Origin of the sequence: Agromyces protaetiae (genome assembly GCF_004135405.1) — a bacterium.
Taxonomy (GTDB): Bacteria; Actinomycetota; Actinomycetes; order Actinomycetales; family Microbacteriaceae; genus Agromyces; species Agromyces protaetiae.
Genome location: NZ_CP035491.1, coordinates 3,478,576 through 3,498,110, shown reverse-complemented (window position 1 = coordinate 3,498,110; position 19,535 = coordinate 3,478,576). Strand labels below are relative to the sequence as shown.

At 71.3% G+C, this 19,535-nt stretch carries 17 protein-coding genes, 2 pseudogenes and 1 riboswitch; of the genes and pseudogenes, 5 read left to right on the top strand and 14 right to left on the bottom strand.

The genetic code is table 11. The features are described from left to right. Positions 1-26 precede the first annotated feature (26 nt). From ET445_RS16230 to ET445_RS16220, 3 genes are all read right to left on the bottom strand, one after another. Complete coding sequence (locus ET445_RS16230) at positions 27-1,013, bottom strand: permease prefix domain 1-containing protein (RefSeq protein WP_129192191.1); 987 nt, start codon at positions 1,011-1,013, stop codon at positions 27-29. Next, positions 1,010-1,459: a PadR family transcriptional regulator gene (locus ET445_RS16225; protein ID WP_129192190.1), complete on the bottom strand. Its 450-nt coding sequence runs from the start codon at positions 1,457-1,459 to the stop codon at positions 1,010-1,012. The genes ET445_RS16230 and ET445_RS16225 overlap by 4 nt, the downstream gene beginning before the upstream one ends. A gap of 204 nt (positions 1,460-1,663) precedes the next feature. Then, on the bottom strand, positions 1,664-3,106 hold the full coding sequence (locus tag ET445_RS16220) for a helix-turn-helix domain-containing protein (protein WP_129192189.1): 1,443 nt from the start codon (positions 3,104-3,106) through the stop codon (positions 1,664-1,666). Positions 3,107-3,268: 162 nt separating this feature from the next. Here ET445_RS16220 and ET445_RS16215 point away from each other — a divergent pair, with 162 nt between their 5' ends. From ET445_RS16215 to ET445_RS16205, 3 genes are all read left to right on the top strand, one after another. Further along, a complete protein-coding gene (locus tag ET445_RS16215) occupies positions 3,269-5,125 on the top strand; it encodes a phosphoenolpyruvate carboxykinase (GTP) (RefSeq protein WP_129192188.1) in 1,857 nt (618 codons plus the stop codon). Positions 5,126-5,243: 118 nt separating this feature from the next. Continuing rightward, a complete protein-coding gene (locus tag ET445_RS16210; RefSeq protein ID WP_129192187.1) occupies positions 5,244-5,654 on the top strand; it encodes a DUF1622 domain-containing protein in 411 nt (136 codons plus the stop codon). A gap of 294 nt (positions 5,655-5,948) precedes the next feature. Next, complete coding sequence (locus tag ET445_RS16205; protein ID WP_129192186.1) at positions 5,949-6,881, top strand: hypothetical protein; 933 nt, start codon at positions 5,949-5,951, stop codon at positions 6,879-6,881. A gap of 118 nt (positions 6,882-6,999) precedes the next feature. Here ET445_RS16205 and ET445_RS16200 read toward each other — a convergent pair whose 3' ends face one another. The 4 genes and pseudogenes from ET445_RS16200 to ET445_RS16185 form a co-directional block, all read right to left on the bottom strand. Then, positions 7,000-7,782 (bottom strand): hypothetical protein, encoded by a 783-nt coding sequence (locus ET445_RS16200; RefSeq protein WP_129192185.1) that lies wholly within the window; start codon positions 7,780-7,782, stop codon positions 7,000-7,002. Between the two features lie 112 nt (positions 7,783-7,894). Next, the gene (locus ET445_RS16195) at positions 7,895-9,781 is read right to left on the bottom strand and encodes an ABC transporter ATP-binding protein (protein ID WP_129192184.1); all 1,887 of its coding nucleotides are present in this window, start codon (positions 9,779-9,781) and stop codon (positions 7,895-7,897) included. Positions 9,782-9,877: 96 nt separating this feature from the next. Then, complete coding sequence (locus ET445_RS16190; RefSeq protein WP_243695242.1) at positions 9,878-10,774, bottom strand: carbohydrate kinase family protein; 897 nt, start codon at positions 10,772-10,774, stop codon at positions 9,878-9,880. Then, positions 10,771-11,738: pseudogene (locus ET445_RS16185) on the bottom strand (pseudouridine-5'-phosphate glycosidase). The gene ET445_RS16190 and the pseudogene ET445_RS16185 overlap by 4 nt, the downstream one beginning before the upstream one ends. 158 nt (positions 11,739-11,896) lie before the next feature. Here ET445_RS16185 and ET445_RS16180 point away from each other — a divergent pair. After that, complete coding sequence (locus ET445_RS16180) at positions 11,897-12,247, top strand: hypothetical protein (protein WP_243695241.1); 351 nt, start codon at positions 11,897-11,899, stop codon at positions 12,245-12,247. A 25-nt stretch (positions 12,248-12,272) separates the two neighbouring features. Here the strand turns inward: ET445_RS16180 and ET445_RS16175 are convergent, their stop codons facing one another. The 7 genes and pseudogenes from ET445_RS16175 to ribD form a co-directional block, all read right to left on the bottom strand. Continuing rightward, positions 12,273-12,701 (bottom strand): four-helix bundle copper-binding protein, encoded by a 429-nt coding sequence (locus ET445_RS16175; protein ID WP_243695240.1) that lies wholly within the window; start codon positions 12,699-12,701, stop codon positions 12,273-12,275. Between the two features lie 339 nt (positions 12,702-13,040). Then, positions 13,041-14,411 (bottom strand): MFS transporter, encoded by a 1,371-nt coding sequence (locus tag ET445_RS16170; protein WP_243695430.1) that lies wholly within the window; start codon positions 14,409-14,411, stop codon positions 13,041-13,043. Between the two features lie 321 nt (positions 14,412-14,732). After that, positions 14,733-15,086, bottom strand: a complete 354-nt coding sequence (locus tag ET445_RS16165) for a Fe-S protein (RefSeq protein WP_129192183.1) — start codon at positions 15,084-15,086, stop codon at positions 14,733-14,735. 24 nt (positions 15,087-15,110) lie between these two features. Continuing rightward, positions 15,111-15,590, bottom strand: coding sequence for a 6,7-dimethyl-8-ribityllumazine synthase (gene ribH, locus ET445_RS16160; RefSeq protein WP_129192182.1), 480 nt, complete (start codon positions 15,588-15,590; stop codon positions 15,111-15,113). Beyond that, positions 15,587-16,888 (bottom strand): GTP cyclohydrolase II, encoded by a 1,302-nt coding sequence (ribA, locus tag ET445_RS16155; protein ID WP_129192181.1) that lies wholly within the window; start codon positions 16,886-16,888, stop codon positions 15,587-15,589. The genes ribH and ribA overlap by 4 nt, the downstream gene beginning before the upstream one ends. Next, on the bottom strand, positions 16,885-17,580 hold the full coding sequence (locus tag ET445_RS16150; protein ID WP_129192180.1) for a riboflavin synthase: 696 nt from the start codon (positions 17,578-17,580) through the stop codon (positions 16,885-16,887). Before ET445_RS16150 ends, ribA begins: the two co-directional genes overlap by 4 nt. Before the next feature lies 1 nt (position 17,581). Beyond that, a pseudogene (ribD, locus tag ET445_RS16145) lies at positions 17,582-18,642 on the bottom strand (bifunctional diaminohydroxyphosphoribosylaminopyrimidine deaminase/5-amino-6-(5-phosphoribosylamino)uracil reductase RibD). A gap of 67 nt (positions 18,643-18,709) precedes the next feature. Next, a riboswitch (FMN riboswitch) is annotated at positions 18,710-18,854 on the bottom strand. Positions 18,855-18,971: 117 nt separating this feature from the next. Here ribD and ET445_RS16140 point away from each other — a divergent pair. Then, positions 18,972-19,535 (top strand): PadR family transcriptional regulator, encoded by a 564-nt coding sequence (locus ET445_RS16140; protein ID WP_129192179.1) that lies wholly within the window; start codon positions 18,972-18,974, stop codon positions 19,533-19,535.

The window sequence follows — 19,535 nt, the reverse complement described above, 5'->3', positions numbered from 1 at the left end:
GCTCGCTGCTCGTCCTCGTCCGCGGACTAGATGTGCCCGAGGGCGAGGACCGAGCCGCCGCGCCCCCGGACGGTCTTGATGACGCCGTCGATGACGTCCCACACGGCGACGCCGGCGATCGTGACGACCACGACCGCGGTGACGACCCACTCGGAGTCGGCGTCCCACGGCCATCCCATCGCGGCGATCGCCTCGGGGCTCACGAGCTGCCCCGTCGTGAAGAGCCAGATCGCCGGCACGGCGAACGCGAGGTTCAGGAGCAGGTTGGTTCCCGCGAGCCACGGGTTCCACCCCCAGCGGTAGATCGCGATCGCGAAGAGGATCTCGAGCGCGATGAGGCCCAGGAAGTACGGCAGCCAGAAGCTCCACAGGTCGGGGTTCAGGAACGGCACGCCCTCGAGTCCGGGGACGTACGGAACGCCGAACTGCTGCCACACGATGAGCGCAGCGAAGATGCCCAGGAACACGAGCGACGCGATGAGGTCGGCGCGCCGCGAGAGCCGGGCGGGCGGCGGTACGAGCGGCAGCATGTCGATCGCCCAGGGGAGCTCGGCGTCGGCGCGCGGGTTCCGGTCGAGGACGGCGAAGACGAGCGTCGTCCAGAACCCGAGGTGCACGGCGATCGCGATCGCCGCCGTGATCGTCGTGCCGATGATCTGACCGACGGGCTCCTGCCCGAGCACCTGCCCGAAGGCGACGGCCGCGACCGCGATCGGCAGCACGACGCTGTAGAGCAGCTTGATGAGCCGCCACCACGTCAGGTAGTAGCGCGGGCCGATGAGCTGGAGCGGACGGTCGACGTAGCTCGCGGCGAGGGCGCCGGGGTCGCCGAGCTCGGTGAGCGCCATGCGCTCGGCGTCGGCGGGGGCGCGGCCCGTCTCGACGAGCGCGTCGATCGAGTCGCCGATGCGCTCGCGGAGCTCGCGGTCGAGATCGGCGCGCTGGGCGTCTGGCACGTTGCGGGTCACCGCCCACACGTAGCGGTCGGTGAGGGTGCCCGGTGCGGTGGTCATCGCGGGTCTCCTTCGGTCGTTGGGTCTTCGGTGTCGGATGTCTCGGGCGCGGCGGTTTGGGCGACGGGTGTCGTGGCGCCGGGTGTCGTGGCGCCGGATGTCGCGTCGCCGGATGTCTCGGCGAAGCGCGCGAGCGCGCGGTCGAGGCTCTGCCAGTCGGCGGTGAGGATGCGGGCGAGCGCGTCGCCCGCGGTGCTCGTGCGGTAGAACTTGCGGGGCCGGGCCTCGTCGGTGTTCCACTCGCTCGTGAGGAGCCCCTGCTTCTCGAGGCGCCGGAGGAGCGGGTACAGCGTGTTCGCGTCGACCGCGATACCGTTCGCGCCGAGCGACTCGAGCAGCGCGTACCCGTAGTCGGGCTCGCGCAGCCGCAGGAGGCACGCGAGGACGACGGTACCGCGCCGGAGCTCTTGCAGGTGCCCCGCGGTGAGGTCGTCGGTTTCGTTCATGCCTTACACGATACTGTGTGACTCACACTATTGCAAGAGACACGATGACGTGCACCCGCCCCGCCCGCCCCGCCCGCCCCGACACCTTCACTGAGGGGTCGTGTCGGCACGGTCTCGGGTGCCGTCAACCGTGCCGACACGTCCCCTCGCACACAGACGGAGAGAGACGGAGGGCGTCCGGGGCGCGCGGGAGTGAAAGCCCGGCTACTCGCCGGCGTGCGCCTCCAAGAACGCGTACACCTCGGCGTCGTCGACGCCCGGGAACGTGCCCGACGGCAGCGGCGACAGCACGTGCGCGTGCAGGCGCGCGCTCGGCCACGCCTGCCCCGCCCACCGCGACGAGAGGTCGACGGGCGCACGGCGGCAGCACGAGTCATCCGGACACCTCGACTCGGCGCGCACCGTCGTCTCGCGACCGCGGAACCACTTCGCCTGATTGAACGGCACCCCGACCGTGATCGAGAACTCGGCGGCATCGGTGTGGCCCGTCTGCGTCGCGCACCAGTACGTGCCCATGGGCGTGTCGGTGTACTGATAGTTCTCGGTCGTGCGGTTCGTGTGCTCGAACGCCGTGCGCGCGCTCCAGTGCTTGCACACCCACTGGCCCTCGATCGAGCCGGTCACATCGGTCGGCAGCGGCAGCCCGTCGTTCTCGTAGCCCTTCTGCAGGGCGCCGTCGCCGTTCACCCGCAGGAAGTGCACGGTCATGTCGAGGTGCGACGTCGCAAGGTTCGTGAACCGCAACGCCGCGGCCTCGTGGGTGACGCCGAACGCGTCGCGGAAGTCCTCGATCGCGAGCCGCTTCTCGCGCTTGGCGGTCTGGAGGAACTCGACGGATGCCTCTTGCGGCATCAGGCACGCGGCAGCGAAGTAGTTGATCTCGAGCCGCTGCCACAGGAACTGGTCGTAGCTCGGCGGCGGCTGGTGCCCGAGCAGCCGGTGCGCCATCGCCTGCAACGCCATCGAGCGCAAGCCGTGGCCGCCTGGGATCGACGCGGGCGGCAGGTAGATGCGCCCGTTCGCGAGGTCGGTGATCGACCGGGTCGACGCCGGCAGGTCGTTGACGTAGATGAGCTGGAACCCGAGCCGCTCGGCCATGACGCTCACCTCGCGGTGCGTGAGGGCGCCCGTGCGGTGCCCTGCGGCACGCACCTGCTCCTCGGCGAGCTCTTCGATGTCGGGGAGGGAGTTGTTCCGGGCGCGCATGCGTTCGCGCAGGTCGGTGTTGGCGCGCCGTGCCTCTTCGGGCGTCGCGATCGCTTGCGTCGCGCGACGCTGCAGTTCGCGGTGCAGGCCGACGATCGCTTCGAGCGTCTCGTCTGGGATGCCCCGGCCGGGCTTGACCGCGGGCAGACCGAGGCTCGCATACAGCGGCGACGCCTGGGCGCGGCCGAGTTCGAGTTCGAGGGCCGCGCGCGGGCTCGGTGCCTCGCGGGCGAGGAGGTCGCCGAGTTCGACGCCGAGAGCGCCCGCGAGCGCGTCGAGCGCCGAGAGTTTGGGCTCGCGCTTGCCGTTCTCGATGAGCGAGAGCTGACTGCCCGCGAGCCCGACGGCCTCGCCGAGCTGATCGAGGGTGAGCCCGCGCTCGCCGCGGAAGTGGCGGATGCGGTGACCGAGGGTCGCGAGATCGGAGGTTCCTGCCTTCACGATTTCACCATATCGAAAGAACGGTGATTCTTAACTCCAAAATCGCCGCTTCGGATGTCTCGAAGTCGCGCATTCTGGAAAACACCAGCCCCGAGACATCCGGGCAAGTGCACTTCCAACAGCTGACCCCGGCCGTGCCGGACCCCGACCGAAGGGACGACGATGACCATCTCCGACATCACGATCGGCACCGAGGCATCCGCCGCCTACGCGGAGCCCCGCGGCACGACCGATCCCGCGCTCCGCGCGTGGGTCGCCGACCTCGCCGCCCTCACGAAGCCCGACGAGATCGTCTGGTGCGACGGGTCGCGGCACGAGGCCGACCTGCTCACCAAGCAGGCCGTCGCCGAGGGCAAGCTCGTGAAGCTCAACCCCGAATGGCGTCCCAACAGCTACCTCGCGCGCACCGACCCGGGCGACGTCGCCCGCGTCGAAGACCGCACGTTCATCTGCTCGACCTACGAAGAGGACGCCGGCCCTACGAACAACTGGCGCGACCCGCGCGACATGCGCCGCGAGCTCCTCGACGTGTTCGACGGCTCGATGAAGGGCCGCACGATGTACGTCGTGCCGTTCTCGATGGGCCCCCTCGGCGGCCCCATCTCGCAGCTCGGCGTCGAGATCACCGACTCGCCCTACGTCGTGCTCTCGATGGGCATCATGACGCGCATGGGCGAGCAGGTCTACCGGCTGATCGAGGCCGGCGAGCCGTGGGTGAAGACCGTGCATTCGGTCGGCTACCCGCTCGTCGACGGGGTCGGCCGCCGCCGCGCCGAGGTCGAGTGGCCGTGCAACGACGAGAAGTACATCGTGCAGTTCCCCGACTCGCGCGAGATCTGGTCGTTCGGGTCGGGCTACGGCGGCAACGCCCTCCTCGCGAAGAAGTGCTTCGCACTGCGCATCGCGTCGGTCATGGCACGCGATGAAGGATGGCTCGCCGAGCACATGCTCCTCATCAAGATCACCTCGCCTGCGGGCAAGGCGTACCACGTGGCGGCGGCGTTCCCGTCGGCGTGCGGCAAGACGAACCTCGCGATGCTCCAGCCCACGATCCCCGGCTGGACGGTCGAGACGATCGGCGACGACATCGCCTGGATGCGCCCCGGCGACGACGGCCGCCTCTACGCGATCAACCCCGAGGCGGGCTTCTTCGGCGTCGCGCCGGGCACGGGCGAGTCGACCAACCCGACCGCCGTCGCGACCCTCTGGGGCAACACGATCTTCACGAACGTCGCGCTCCGCTCCGACGGCGACGTCTGGTGGGAGGGGCTCACCGACGAGGCGCCCGCCGAGCTCATCGACTGGGAGGGCCGCGAGTGGACGCCCGACTCCGGCCGCCCCGCGGCGCACCCGAACTCGCGCTTCACGGTCGCCGCCGCGCAGTGCCCGCAGATCTCGGGCGACTGGGACGCCCACGAGGGCGTGCCGATCGACGCGATCCTCTTCGGCGGACGACGGGCGACGAACGTGCCGCTCGTCGCGCAGGCGCGCAGCTGGAAGCACGGCGTCTTCATGGGTGCGACGATCTCGTCGGAGAAGACGGCCGCGGCCGAGGGCACGGTCGGCGAGCTCCGCCGCGACCCGTTCGCGATGCTCCCGTTCTGCGGCTACAACATGGCCGACTACTGGGGGCACTGGGTCAAGATGGGGCGGATCCTCGGCGAGCATGCGCCGCAGATCTTCCAGGTGAACTGGTTCCGCAAGGGCGCCGACGGCTCGTTCCTCTGGCCCGGGTTCGGCGACAACTCGCGCGTGCTCGAGTGGATCGTCGGCCGCATCGAGGGCACCGCAGCCGCCGTCGAGGAGCCCATCGGACTCCTGCCCGCGCCCGGCGCGCTCGACATCGACGGCCTCGACCTCTCCGACGAGACGGTCGCACAGCTCTTCGACGTCGACCGCGACTCGTGGCTCGCCGAGTGCGACCTCACCGACGCCTACTTCGCACAGTTCGGCGACCGGGTTCCCGCGGCGCTCCGCGCCGAACTCGCGAGCCTCCGGTACCACCTCGAGCGGGGCTGACCGCGCGCGAGGGATGACGGATGCCTCGGGCGGCGCGTGCTGGGGAGTAGCGCGCCGCACCGGGGCATCCGTGTGTCTGCTCCCGTGTCTGCGCTAGCGTGACGCGCGAGGGGGCGACATGGACTTCGGCAGCATCATCGAACGCATCGGCGAGGTCATCGACGTCATCGGCGTCGCCGCGATCGTCATCGGCGTCGTCTACGCGATCGTGGATGCCGCGATCCGCCGCCTGCGGCACGGCGAGGCGGTGTACGAGCGCTTCCGGCGCGTGCTGGGGCGCGCGATCCTCCTCGGACTCGAGCTGCTCGTCGCCGCCGACATCATCAAGACCGTCGCCGTGACGCCGACCCTCGAGTCGGTCGCCGTGCTCGCGGCGATCGTGCTCATCCGCACGTTCCTGTCGTGGTCGCTCGAGCTCGAGATCTCGGGCCGCTGGCCGTGGCAGAAGCCCCACGCTCCGACGTCCGACACCCCCACCCCCACCCCGCCCACCCCGGCTCCGCCCACCCCGGCTCCGCCGATTCGCTGAGGGGACGCGATGGCATGGTTTCGCCGTGCTGGCACAATGCCGGAGCGTCCCCTCACGGCACATCTTCGCGGGGCGAGGCCGCACGGCTCCACCCGGCATCGCTTGCGCCTTCGGTGAGGGGACGCCGGTGGACGGTGAGAGGCGGGCCCAACCCTGCCCAAGCGTCTTTTTGCGAGGTGACTCTCGGAGGAACACGACGGGCACGACTCCTCCACAGGTGGAGGGCGGCATGCGCGGCTCCCGGTCCGGCCGATCTGAACGGATGCGATGGTCGGCGACCGCGATGTTCGGTGGATGACGAGACGAAACCCGCTTCCGCCGGCACTCCGCACGTACGGCTTCACGGTGCAGGAGGCGGTCGCCCTGACGGGGCGCGGGCGGCTGCGAGCCTCCGACCTTCGCACGCTCCATCGCGGCGTCCGGATGCCGTCTCGAGCCGGCGACTCGTTCGCCGTGCATACCGCCTCACTTGCGCTCGTGATGCCTCCGGCGGCGTTCTTCTGCGGCACATCGGCGGCCGAGATCCACGGGATCCCACTTCCGCCGTCCGCGGTCTTCCCAAGCCGCGGGCTCGAGGTCGGAGTTCCATCCGAACACCGTGCACTCCGCCGTCGGGGCATCATCGGTCGCAAGCTCCGCGTGCGCGAGGCGGATCTCACCGCGGTGCATGGGCGACTCGTGACCACACCGGCGCGGACGTGGTGCGATCTCGCGACCTCGCTCGACGTGCCGCACCTGGTCGCCGCGGGTGATTGGCTGATCCGCGCCGGCGCTGCGACCCGCGCCGAGCTCGGGGATGCGGTCGAAGACCATCCGGGTCGCCGATTCCGGGGACGACTGCGTCTCGCACTCAGGCTGCTCGACGAGCGCGCCGAGTCGCCGAAGGAATCCGAGCTCCGGGCGATCGTCGTGCTCGCCGGCCTTCCGGTGCCCACCCCGCAAGTCGTGGTCTCCGACGAGTTCGGACGGTTCGTCGCCCGCGGGGATCTGGTCTTCGAAGACTATGGCGAAGTGCGCGAGTACCAGGGGGACCACCACCGCACCGACCGCGCGCAATGGCGGCGGGACCGCACCCGCGAGGCCGAGATCGAAGCGACCGGACGGCATGTCACCGAGGTCACCGACGATGACCTCGCACACCCCGAGGCATTGCTTCGGAGGCTCGAGGCGAACCTCCGCCGCCGCGGTTGGGACGGCCCTCGCACGCCCATGGCGCCCCGCCCGTAACCGGCCCATCGTGCGAGGGGACGCTTCAGCACGCTGGCGCGGGGTTCGGGGCATGCCGAGGCGTCCCTTCACCGGGTGGCAACAAGCGGGAAAGGTCGGGCGGGGAGGGGGAGGACGCTCAGTCGCCGAACCGCGCCAGCAGGTCGGCCGGGGTGAACCGCACTTCGAACGCGCCCGTCGGGCCGGCGCCCGCGGGGCCGACCCACGTCGACGAGCCCTCGTGGATGCGCGCCCAGCCCTCGCGGAACACGACGTCGGTGCCGAGCACGAACGCGAATGCCGGAGCATCGCCCGCCTGGAGGTCGATCGAGCCCTCGAAGGTCTGCGACGCGTCGGCGTCGGCGTCCTCGCGGAACGGCACCGCGACGAGCGGCCGCGCGATGGGCGTGTGGAATCCGGGCGCGTCGAGCGGGCTCGCGCTCGCCGCGTCGGCGACGACGCCGAGGTGCACGCTCGTCGAGACGAGGCCCGTCTCGGACTGCCCGTCGAGCACGAGCCGGCTGCCGACGCCGAAGCGGAAGTGCAGGCGTCCTGCCTCGGTCGCCTTCGGCAGCACGACGGCGCTCAGCCAGTTGCGCGACCACACGCGCGCCTCACCCTGACGGGTGGGCGGGTCGTAGAAGCTCGCCGTGACGCGCGCGGCGCCGTCGGCGCGACCGGGCACGGTCTGCATCGAGCTGCGGCGCTCGTCGTCGGGGTGGATGTCCCGGACGGGCTCGAATGCGGGGAGCGCGACGGCGTCCCACCGGCGGAGCCAGTCGCGGATGCGGTCCTGCACGGGGGAGAACGCGGCGCCGAGGTGCTCGGCGGGAAAGAGGTCGACCGCGGCGGCGTCGTCGAGCGAGGCGACGTCGTCGTACGCGATGACGACGGGAGCGGAGGATGCGTCGATGAGGGTCATGACGTCAAGATTCGGGCGGCGCGCGCCCCGGGGCATCCGTGTCGTCCCTGAGGCGCGCTCGGGACAGCCCTGAACACGAGGAGCGGGAGCGAGCGGATGCCTCGCCCGCACGTCACACGAGCAGCTGGTGCTCCGCGAGCTCGCGGTAGAGCGGCACGGCGCGCACGAGTTCGTCGTGCGTGCCCTCGCCGACGACCTTGCCCTGGTCGAGCACGATGATGCGGTCGCTGTCGACGACCGTGGAGAGCCGGTGTGCGATGACGAGGAGCGTGCGTCCCGCCGCGACGGCGTCGATCGCCTCGCGCATCATCCGCTCGTTGACGCCGTCGAGCGACGACGTCGACTCGTCGAGGAGCAGGATCGGGGGAGCGGCGAGGAGCGCGCGGGCGATCGCGAGTCGCTGGCGCTCGCCGCCTGAGAGCATGATGCCGTCTTCGCCCACGGCCGCGCCGAGGCCCGCCGGGTCGCGGTCGAGCACGCCGCCGAGGTTGACGGCGCGGAGCACGTGCTCGCACTCGGCGTCGGACGCGTCGGGGCTGCCGAGGAGGAGGTTCTCGCGGATGGTGCCGGCGAGCACGGGCGCATCCTGCTCGACGTAGCCGATCTGGGCGCGGAGCTCGCTGCGGTCGATCGAGCGCAGGTCGAGGCCGCCGAGGCGCACGGCGCCGACGCTCGGGTCGTAGAACCGCTCGATGAGGGCGAGGATCGTCGACTTGCCCGCGCCCGACGGGCCGACGAGGGCGACGCGGTGGCCGCGCGGCACATCGAACGAGACGCCGCGGAGCACCGGCTCGCGGTCGGTCACGTTCGGTTCGGGGGCGTGCGCGTCGGCGGTGTCGTTGCCGGGGTCGGCGGGGTGGTTGGGCGTCGTGACGGCGTAGGCGAAGTGCACGTCGTCGAACGAGATCGCGGGCGCGTCGGGCAGGAGCCCTTCGTTGGCGGGGCCGACGACGACGGCGAGCGGCGCGAGCTGCCGGTCGTTCTGGTCTTCATTCGGGAGGTCGAGGATCTCCTGGATGCGCCCAAGTGCGCCGAGCGCCTGGTTGACCGACGTGATGGCGCCGAAGGCGAGGCCGAGGGGCATGATCATCATGAACAGGAACAGGATGAACGCGACGAGGTTCGCGACCGTGATAGCGCCGGATGCCACGCGGAAGCCGCCGACGCCGAGGACGACGAGGAACGACACCTGCATCGCGATGCCCGCGACGGGCACGATGAGCGCCGAGATCTTGGCGACGTCGACGCCCTTGCGCCACGCGCCCTCGGCTTCGGCGTCGACGACGTCGATCTCGCGGCGGGTCGCGCCTGCGGCGCGGATGGTCCGGACGGCGCTGATCGCGCGTTCGACGCTGGCCGCGACATCCCCCACCTTGTCTTGTGCGGCGCGCGAGGCGTCGCGGACGCGCGACGACAGGAGGACGACCGTCGTGACGGCGACAGCGACGACGAGCACCGTGAGCCCGAGGAGCACGGGGTCGATGATCGCCATGGCGATGAGGGCGCCGACGAACGTGACGGCGCCGCCGATCGCCTCGACGAGACCCTGGGTGAGGACGGCGCGGAGGAGGGTCGTGTCGCTGCCGACGCGCGAGACGAGGTCGCCCGTGCGACGGGTGTCGAACTCGGCGATGGGCAGGTTCAGGATCTTCGCGATGAGCCGCTTGCGGCTCGACAGCACGATGCCCTCGCCAGTTCGCTGGAGCAGGTAGTGCTGGTAGCCCGAGATGACGCCGTTGACGACGACGAGCGCGATGAGCGCCCAGACGATCCAGCCGAGGGGGTCGCCCTTCTCGACGATCGCGATGACCTGGCTGACGAGGAGCGGCTGGCCGAGGCTCGCGAGCGCCGCGATGATCGAGAGCACGCCGACCCACACGAGCACGGGGCGGTGCTCGAAGATGAAGGGCAGCAGCTGCTTGAACGTGGCGCGCGGGCCGCCGCGTTCTGCGCGTCGGGCGAAGGGCGAACGGCGTGCGGGGGCTGCGTTCTGGCTCATGTCCTCTTCCTGATCGACCCGGGCGGATGCCGCACAGGCCGTCTTGCAGCATACGCCGCGTGGCTGCAATCGTTTGTCGGGAAGGCGGGTGGCGCGTCAACCCGGGTTGACGATCGGGATCTCGGATGTCCCGGGCCCGCCCAGCACGACGGCCGCCCTCGCATGTCCCGCGAGACAGGCGTCCGAAACGCTCGCGCCGTCGATCGACGCCGCGATGAACCCTGCCGCGAACGCGTCGCCTGCACCGATCAGGTCGCGCACGACCGCGACGGGTTCGACCTCGACGCGGGCGACGAGCACCCCGTCGTCGAACACCTCGGTCGGATTCGGCCCGTGCTTCACGACGACGCGCGTGGCGAGCCGCGCGGCGGGGGCTCCGCCGTGGGAGATGCCGAGGAGTGCCGCCTCGTCTTCGTTCGCGAGGAACACGTCGACGCCGAGCGTCTGCACGAGTTCGACGTACTCGTCGACGCCGAGGCTCGCGAGGAGCCCCGTCGACGACGCGTCGATCGAGACCACGACCCCGCGCTCGCGCGCGTCGATCACGAGCCTGACGAGCGAGCCGCACATCGGTTGCCGCTCGAAGCCGTAGCTCGGCGCGTGCAGCCAGCCGACGCCGTCGAGCCAGTCGACGTCGACCGGTCCCAGCAGCGCGGCGGCGCCGCGGTCGGGGAACATCGTGCGCTCGCCCGTCGCGTCGACGAGGAGCACGACCGCACCCGACCGCCCGCGCCGCTGCACGCGCACGTCGACCCCGGACTGCGCGAGCGCCGATTGGAGTACGTCGCCCGCGGCGTCGTCGCCGACGCACCCGATGAACCTGGTCGACACGAGCGGGGCGGCGAGCGCGGCGACGTTCGCGCCGCTCCCGCCGCGCGTGCGGAACACCTCGGCCGCCGTGTCGGTGGCGTGCCGCAGCTTCTCGGACGCCCACACGACGATGTCCTCCACGAGGTCGCCGACGACGGCGAGAATGGGCGCGCCCCGGGTCATCCGGCTGCTCCCGCCGACGCGCCCGACCCGCCGGCCGCGACCGCGCTCGCGATCTCGGCGCCGAGCGCGACGTTGCCCGCGTACACGTCGAGGTTCACCTCGAGGCTCCGCCCGCCCGTCGCGCGCTGCACCCGGTCGAGGAGGAACGGCGTCGAGTCGTGGCCCGTGACGCCCGCGGCGTCGGCGGCGGCGAGCGCCTCGGCGAGGATCCGGTCGTGCAGGGCGGGGTCGAGCTGCCGCTCCGCGGCGATCGGGTTCGCGACGAGCACGGCCGCGCGCTGCCCGAGCTCGTCGCGCGCGAGCGCGAGGGCGGCGGCCTCCTCGGCAGAGTCGACGCGGTAGTCGAGCGCGAAGCCCGAGTCGGCGACGTAGAAGCCCGGGCAACGGTTCGTGCGGTAGCCGACGACGGGAATGTTCAGGGTCTCGAGGCGTTCGAGGGTCGCGCCGATGTCGAGGATCGACTTGACGCCCGCGCTGACAAGCGTGATGGGGTGTCGGCGAGCACGGGCAGGTCGGCCGACTCGTCGAAGCTCTCGGATGCCCCGCGGTGCACGCCGCCGAGCCCGCCCGTCGACATGACGCGGATGCCCGCGCGGTGCGCGAGCCACGCCGTCGCCGCAACCGTCGTGCCCGCGTCGAGGCGCTTCGCGCGCGCGATCGGCAGGTCGCGCACGCTCGCCTTGACGACGCCTTCTGCCGTGCACAGGTGCTCGATCTCGGCGGGGGAGAGGCCGACGACGGCCTGGCCGCCCACGACGCCGATCGTGGCGGGCAGGACGCCCGCGTCGCGCACTCGCTGCTCGCTCGCGAGCCCGACCTCGAGGTTTCGCGGGCTCGGCAGCCCGTGGCTCAGGATCGTCGACTCGAGCGCGAGGACCGGTCGCCCGTCGGCGACGGCGGCGCGTACCTCGGCGGAGACGCGGAGAGCGGACGACTCGGAGGGCTCGGGCGCGTCGGCGGGCATGTCGGCCAGCCTACGCAGGGCCTCCGACGGTCGGGAAGAGGAGCGGACGAGCACGCAGCGGATGTCCCGCTCACGACGTGTTTCGGCGTGTGACGCCGCCCAGAGACATCCGAAGATCCCGGGCGTACCGTGGCACGCACACAACGCAAGGAGCCCTCATGTCGAACCGCGAGCCGCACGCCGCCACCCAGTCGCACGCCGACCGGGTCATGGGCATGCGCGGCTGCGAGGCGCACGCCGAGTGCTCGAGCGAGCGGCCGGGCCACGGAGTGAGCCGCATCCAGGCGCGGCTCGCCGAGGCGACGCCGAGCAAGTGGGTCGACGCGATCGTCCTCGACGCGGGCGAAGACGGGTTCGTGACGATCGCGTCGCTCGACGGAGACATCCGTCGTCTGTGGCACCACGCGCCCGCGGGCGACGCGCTCGAAGCCGGCGCGCCCGTCGCATGGCACTCGGTCTACGGCGTGCTCGCGCACGGCGCCGAGCGCCTCAGCGTCGCCGACGCGTAAGCGGGCTACCTGCCGGGAGCCCGGCTCACATCGTGGGCATCATCTCCCGCATCGAGCCGAGCATCTTCTCGAGCGCCATCGCGGCCTGGTCGCACGCCATCGCGCACAGCCGGCAGTGCTCGCTCATCTCGGCGTGCATCATGCACTCGGCCGAGCAGGCGCGGCACATCGCCATGGTCGATTCCATCATCGACATCATGACGGCCATGTCCATGCCATTGGGCCGCAGCATCATGCGCATCATCGTGTTGCACATGTCGGCGCAGTTCGAACACATCCCGGCGCAGCGCGCCATGCCCTCGCCCGCGTCGGCGTCGGCGCACATGACGCACGCCTGCTCGCACGCGGAGAGCGCCTCGATGACGTCGGACATCATCATCATGTCCATGCCCTGCATGGGGCTGTCCTTCATGGACATCGCGCCCTTCATCATGTCCATCGCCGTGTTCATCATGCGCGCTCGGTTCCTTCGCCGGGAGCCGGGCGCCGACGACGTCGGCCGATGACCAAGCTGCCCATGCCCCGAATGTTACGCAGTATGACGGATGTCGAGAAGGGGCCTTGCGTTTCCGGCGTGTGAATCCTGCCTGCCTGCCGCACTGCCTGCCTGCTTGCACCGTTTCAGGAGATCGCACGCGTTTCAGGAGATCGCACGCGTTTCAGGATCAGATGGCGCATCGTCTCCTGAATTGCGTGCGATCTCCTGAAACCGAGGTGGGTCGCGGATGCCTCGGAAACGGCGGATGCCCCGGGCATGAGCCCGGGGCATCCGATCGTGTGTTCTGGGGCGCGACTACAGCACCGACGTCGACGCGACGCCCGCGTCTTCGTAGTCGACGTCCTTCGTCTCCTTGCCGAGGAGGAGCGCGATGAGCGTGAGCACGGCCATCGCGGCGAGGTAGACGCCCACGAGCCACGGCGACTTGACCGCGTCCCACAGCGCGAGCGCGATGAACGGGGCGACCGCGGCGCCGAGGATCGACGACACGTTGTACGCGACCGCCGAGCCCGTGTAGCGCACGTTCGTCGGGAACAGCTCGGGCAGGAGCGCACCCATGGGGCCGAACGTCGAACCCATGAGGAGGAACCCGAAGATGAGGAACGCCTGCACGAGCGCGCCCGCGAATTTCGGGTCGGCCTGCGGCAGCAGGAACAGGTTGAACGACAGGCCGAAGACGATGATCGCGACCGTCACCCAGATGAGGAGCTTGCGGCGGCCGATCGCATCGGCGACGGGGCCCGACAGGAGCGTGAAGAGGCCGAAGAACACGACGCCGATGATCTGCATGAGCACGAAATCGTGGTACGCGAACCCGCCGCCCGGGTAGAAGGCCGACGCGTTGAACGCGATGCCCTTCGCCTCGGCGGCGGCAGCGGCGACCTCGGCGGTCGCGGGCTTCGTGCCCCACGTGAGCGTGAACGTCGTCATGAGGTAGAAGAGCACGTACGTCGCGAGCATGAAGAACGTGCCGAGGATGAGCTGCTTCCAGTGGTCGCGGAAGACGACGCCGAGCGGCACCTTGCGGATCGTGCCCTTCTTGCTGGCCTTCTCGAACGCGCTCGACTCGACGAGGCGCAGACGCACCCACAGGCCGATGATGACCATGACTGCCGAGAAGAGGAACGGCACGCGCCAGCCCCACTCGAGGAACGCGCCTTCGGCGCCGCCCGTGACCTCGTTGATCGTGAGGAAGAGGCCGTTGGCGATGATGAAGCCGATGGGCGCGCCGAGCTGCGGGAAGGTACCGTACCAGGCGCGCTTGCCCTTCGGTGCGTTCTCGGTCGCGACGAGCGCGGCGCCCGACCACTCGCCGCCGAGCGCGAAGCCCTGCGCGATGCGGAGGACGACGAGGAGGAGCGCCGCCCACCAGCCGATCTGCGTGTGCGTCGGCAGGACGCCGATGAGGAACGTCGCGACGCCCATCGTGAGGAGCGACGCCACGAGCGTCGCCTTGCGGCCGTAGCGGTCGCCGAAGTGGCCGAAGACGACGGCGCCGATCGGGCGGGCGACCATCGCGGCGCCGAACACGGCGAACGACGAGAGGAGCGCGGTCGTCTCGTTGCCCGTCGGGAAGAAGAGCGCCGGGAAGACGAGGACGGCGGCGGTCGCGTACGCGTAGAAGTCGTAGAACTCGATCGTCGTGCCGATGAGGCTCGCGAGGATGACCCGACCGCGCGAGTTGCGGGGGCCGACGGGCCGGCGGCCGGGGCGGCAGGCGCGCCCGCGGTGCGGTCGGTGAGGGTTGCAGAAGACATGAAGACGGATGCTCCGGGGTGTGGCTGGTGAGGCCGCCACGGGGGCGTCGGTCTGGCGTCAGGACCGCGTCGGCTTGATGGATCGCGTTGCTTCTGGCAACTCCACCAGCCTAGGCGCGGTTTCGGCCGCCTCCGCCCGCGGGGAGGGCCGAGCGTCCGCGAACGGACCGCCGGGTGCGATGAACGGTGGCTGCCGTGCGACGAACGGCGGGGATCATGCGACGAACGGTCAGCGCCAGATGACCGCGATGCCCGCGTTCGCGAGCGTGAGCACGCCGATCGACCAGAAGATCGCGGGCGGCACCGAGCCGCCTCGGCGCTGTCGGGCCGAGCCGATGCCGATGAGCGCGCCGATGACGATGAGCACGACGAGCTTGACGCCGATCTTCACGTAGTTCGGCTCGTACGAGATCCCCCACGGCGCGGCGAGCACGAGGCCCGCGACGCCCGCGATCGCGAGGCCCCAGTTCATGAGCCTCGTCACGCCGAAGCGTCGACTCGTGGCCTCCACCACCCATGCGCCGAAGAGCACGGCGAAGCCGATGAGGTGGACGAACACGACGATATGGCGCAGGGTCTCCATGACCCCGAGTGTATTGCGCGGCGACTACGCCCGGATGTCCCGCAGCACGAGCGCCGTGGCGACCGCGGCTTCGGCGGCCTCGCGCCCCTTGTCCTCCTTCGAACCGAGCAGCCCGGCCCGGTCGAGGCCCTGCTGCTCGTCGTCGAGGGTCAGCACGCCGAACCCGACTGGCTTGCCCGTGTCGAGCGCGACGCGCGTGAGCCCGTCGGTCGCAGCCGACGACACGTACTCGAAGTGCGGCGTGCCGCCGCGGATGATGACGCCGAGCGCGACCGCCGCGTCGGCGCCCGCCTCGAGCGCGGCCTTCGCGACGACGGGCAGCTCGAAGCTCCCGGGCACCCGCACGAGCCGATGGGAGGCCCCGGCCTCGTCGAGCGCGGCAGTCGCACCCGCGATCAATCCGTCGGTGATGACGTCGTGCCACGTGCCCGCGACGACGACGACCGACAGGCCTGCGGCGGCGCCGGGCGCGACCGTCGTGGTGGGGGATCCTGCTCCGCTCATGAGGCGTGTCCTTCCAGAAGGGATTCGGCCGCGGCATCCGCCAGCTGGCCGTCGTCGATGGCGTGGCCCATGCGCCGCGCCTTGGTCTCGAGGTAGCCCTGGTTCGTCGCCCCGACGCCGACGACGAGCGGAAGCCGCTCGACGATCGAGATGCCGTGGTCTTCGAGCTGGCGGACCTTCTCGGGGTTGTTCGTCAGCAGGCGCACGCGCTCGATGCCGAGGTCGTCGAGGATCGCGCTCGCAGCGGTGTAGTCGCGGGCGTCGATGGGGAGGCCGAGCGCGACGTTCGCGTCGAGCGTGTCGAGCCCGCCCTCCTGCAGGCGGTACGCCCGCAGCTTGTTGATGAGTCCGATGCCCCGGCCCTCGTGGCCGCGGAGGTAGATCACGACACCGCCGTCGGCGCGGATCGCCTCGAGCGCCGCATCGAGCTGCGGCCCGCACTCGCACTTGAGCGAGCCGAACGCCTCGCCCGTCAGGCACTCCGAGTGCACGCGCACGATGGCGCCGTCGGGGTCGGCGGCGGGATCGCCCGCGATGAGGGCGACGTGGTCGGCGCCCGTCGACCGGTCGCGGTACGCGCGCACGCGGAACGTGCCGTGCACGGTCGGCAGGTGCGTCTCGACCTCGAAGCGCACGCGGGAGGACTCGGCGACCTCGGCGGCCGGAGCCTCTGCGAGGTCGCGCGTGCCGTGCTCGCGGCGGAGCCAGTCGGCGAGGGCCGCGACCGTCGTGACCGGCAGCCCTTCGCGCTCGCCGAGCTCGATGAGCCCAGGCAGGCGCATCATCTCGCCGTCGTCGGCGATGAGCTCGCCGATCACGCCGACGGGCTGGAGGCCCGCGAGGCGCATGAGGTCGACCGCGGCCTCGGTGTGGCCCGGGCGTTCGCGCACGCCGCCGTCGACGGCGCGGAGCGGGATGATGTGCCCCGGCCGGATGAGGCGGTCGGGCGTCGCATCGGGGTCGGCGAGCGTGCGCAGCGTGTGCGCGCGGTCGGCCGCCGAGATGCCCGTCGAGATGCGGTCTGCCGCGTCGACCGAGATCGTGTAGGCCGTGCCGCGGCGGTCTTCGCTGCGTTCGACCATGAGCGGGAGCTCGAGCTTGTCGGCGAGTGCGTTCGGCATGGGCGCGCACAGGTAGCCGCTCGTGTTGCGGACCATCCACGCGATCCATTCCTGGGTCGCGAACTCGGCGGCCATGATCGCGTCGCCCTCGTTCTCGCGGGCCTCGTCGTCGGCGACGATGACGGGCTTGCCTGCGCGGAGCGCGGCGAGCACCTCGGGGATGGATGCGAGGCTCATGCGAGGCCTCCTTCTGTCGCGGAATAGGGAGAGGTGGATGCCCCGGGGCCGGCGAGCGACGACGGCAGATCGCGCTCGGCGCCCGACGTGACGCCGAGGCGGAGCATCCGCTCGACGTGGCGGGCGAGGATGTCGGTCTCGATGTTCACGAGGTGGCCGACCTCGCGCGCACCGAGCGTCGTCGCGGCGAGGGTCTCGGGGACGAGCGACACCTCGAACCAGGAGCCGTCGGGCCCGTCGCCGACCGCGCTCACCGTGAGGGAGACGCCGTCGACGGCGATCGAGCCCTTGTCGACGACGAGCGGTGCGTGTTCGGCGTCGAGCGAGAAGCGGATGACCCGCCACGCCTCGCCCGGGCGGATCTCGAGCACCTGCGCGGTGCCGTCGATGTGCCCCTGCACGATGTGCCCGCCGATGCGGTCGCCGACCTTCGCGGCGCGCTCGAGGTTCACCTGGAGCCCTTCGCGCACGGCGTCGAGGGTGGACATCGCGAGGGTCTGCGCCATGACGTCGGCCGTGAACTCCGCGGTGTCGAAGTCGACGACGGTCAGGCACACGCCCGACACCGAGATGGAGTCCCCGTGCTTCGCCCCCTCGACGGCGATCGGGCCGCGAACGGTGAGGCGCGCGGCGTCGGCCGTGCGTTCGACGCGCGTGACGATGCCCTGCTCTTCGATGATTCCCGTGAACATGTCAGTTCCCTTCGGTGAGGGTCGAGTCGGTCGTGGTCGGCCGGGCGATCAGCAGGAGGTCGTCTCCCAGTCGCTCCACGCCCGTGAAGTCGTAGCGGCGGATGCCGGCGATCGAGTCGATGCCGAGGTCGCCGATCGCCGTGCGCGGCCCGCCGAGCACGGCGGGGCGAGATAGACGAGGAGTTCGTCGGCGAGCCCGGCGGCGAGGAACGCGCTCGCGAGCGTCGGGCCGCCTTCGACGAAGAGCGAGCGGATGCCTCGTGCCGAGAGCTCTGCGAGGTCGGCGGCGAGGTCGCGCCCCTCGAGCGCGATGAGGGCGTCGGCGTGCGGATGCCTCGTGACGGCGGCCTGCTCGGGCACCGCGCGCCGCCCGAACACGACGGGAACGGGCTGGTCGGGCAGGAGCGCACCGTCTGCGCCGCGCGCCGTGAGCGCTGGATCGTCGGTGAGGAGCGTGCCGGTGCCGACCGCGATCGCGTCGGCGGCCGACCGGCGCCGGTGCACGTCGGCGCGCGCCTCGGCGCCCGTGATCCACTGCGACGAGCCGTCGGCCGCGGCCGCACGGCCGTCGAGGGTCGACGCCCACTTCACGGTCACGCGGGGCCGGCCCTGCCGTGCCGTGAAGAGCCAGCCGGCGAGGAAGTCTTCTGCCTCGGCCGCGAGCACGCCGCCCTCGACCTCGACGCCCGCCGCGCGGAGCCGCTCGGCCCCGCCTGCCGACGCGTGCCCGGGATCGGCGATCGCGTAGACGACGCGAGCGACGCCCGCTTCGATGAGCGCCTCCGAGCACGGGCCCGTGCGGCCGTGGTGGTTGCACGGCTCGAGCGTCACGACCGCGGTCGCGCCGCGTGCGGCGCCCGCCCGAAGCTTCGAGAGCGCGTCGACCTCGGCGTGGGCGGTGCCCGCTCCTCGGTGCCACCCCTCGGCGAGCACCGTACCGTCGGGGGCCAGCACGACGCATCCCACCTGGGGGTTGACGCCCTTCGCGGGCCCGCGCTCGGCGAGTTCGAGCGCACGCCGCATCGCCGCGACATCCGTCTCGCGGATCTCGATCGCCGTCATGCCGTGCCTGCTTTCAGGCTCCGGGGCTCCCGGCGGTGCCGGTCGTCGGGGACGCATGGCGTCGCCGACACGTGCCGCCTCCCATCCGGACTTTCACCGTCGGTACCGGATTTCCACCGGTTCAACCGCTCGCGCCGACCTGTTCGATCGACCCTCGCGGCTCGCGGACTATGACCGCCGGTTCGGACTTGCACCGACCCCGGAGCACGTTTCTCGTGTTCGATCCTAGAACAACGCGCGGGGGAGCCGACTATTCCCGTCCCCCGACGTCACACGGTGCGACGTAGGATGACGGCGTACCCAAGAGCCCCGAGGCCAGGGAGGCCGTCATGAGCGCGTCGTACACCGGTGGGGGCTTCGGCGCCCGAAGCTTCGGAGGGGGCCGGTTCGGCTCGGGCGAGCATCTCCGCGAGGCGATCGACCAGTTCCGGTCGATGTTCGAGCAGCGCGTCGGCGGATTCGTCGGCGGCGCGGGCGACCTGCGCGCCGCGATCCTCGCGCTCCTCGCCGAGGGGCCGCGGAGCGGTTCGCAGGTCATCTCCGACATCGAGCAGCGGAGCGGCGGCTGGAAGCCGAGCGCGTCGTCGGTGTACCCGACGCTGCAGCTGCTCGCCGACGAGGGACTCGTCACGGCCGAAGCATCCGACGATCGCAAGGTCTACTCGCTGACGGACGCAGGCAAGGCGCAGGCGGATGCCTCGGGCGGCGCGCCGTGGGAGGCCTCGGGCGGCAGCGACGTGTTCGGCGCCGGACCGCTCGCGAAGGCGGGCATCGACCTCGCCCACGCGGCCGCGCAAGTGCGTCGCACCGGCACGCCCGAACAGGTCGAAGAAGCCGTGGCCGTCCTCGACGACGCGCGCCGCAAGCTGTATTCGATCCTCGCCCAGGGCTGA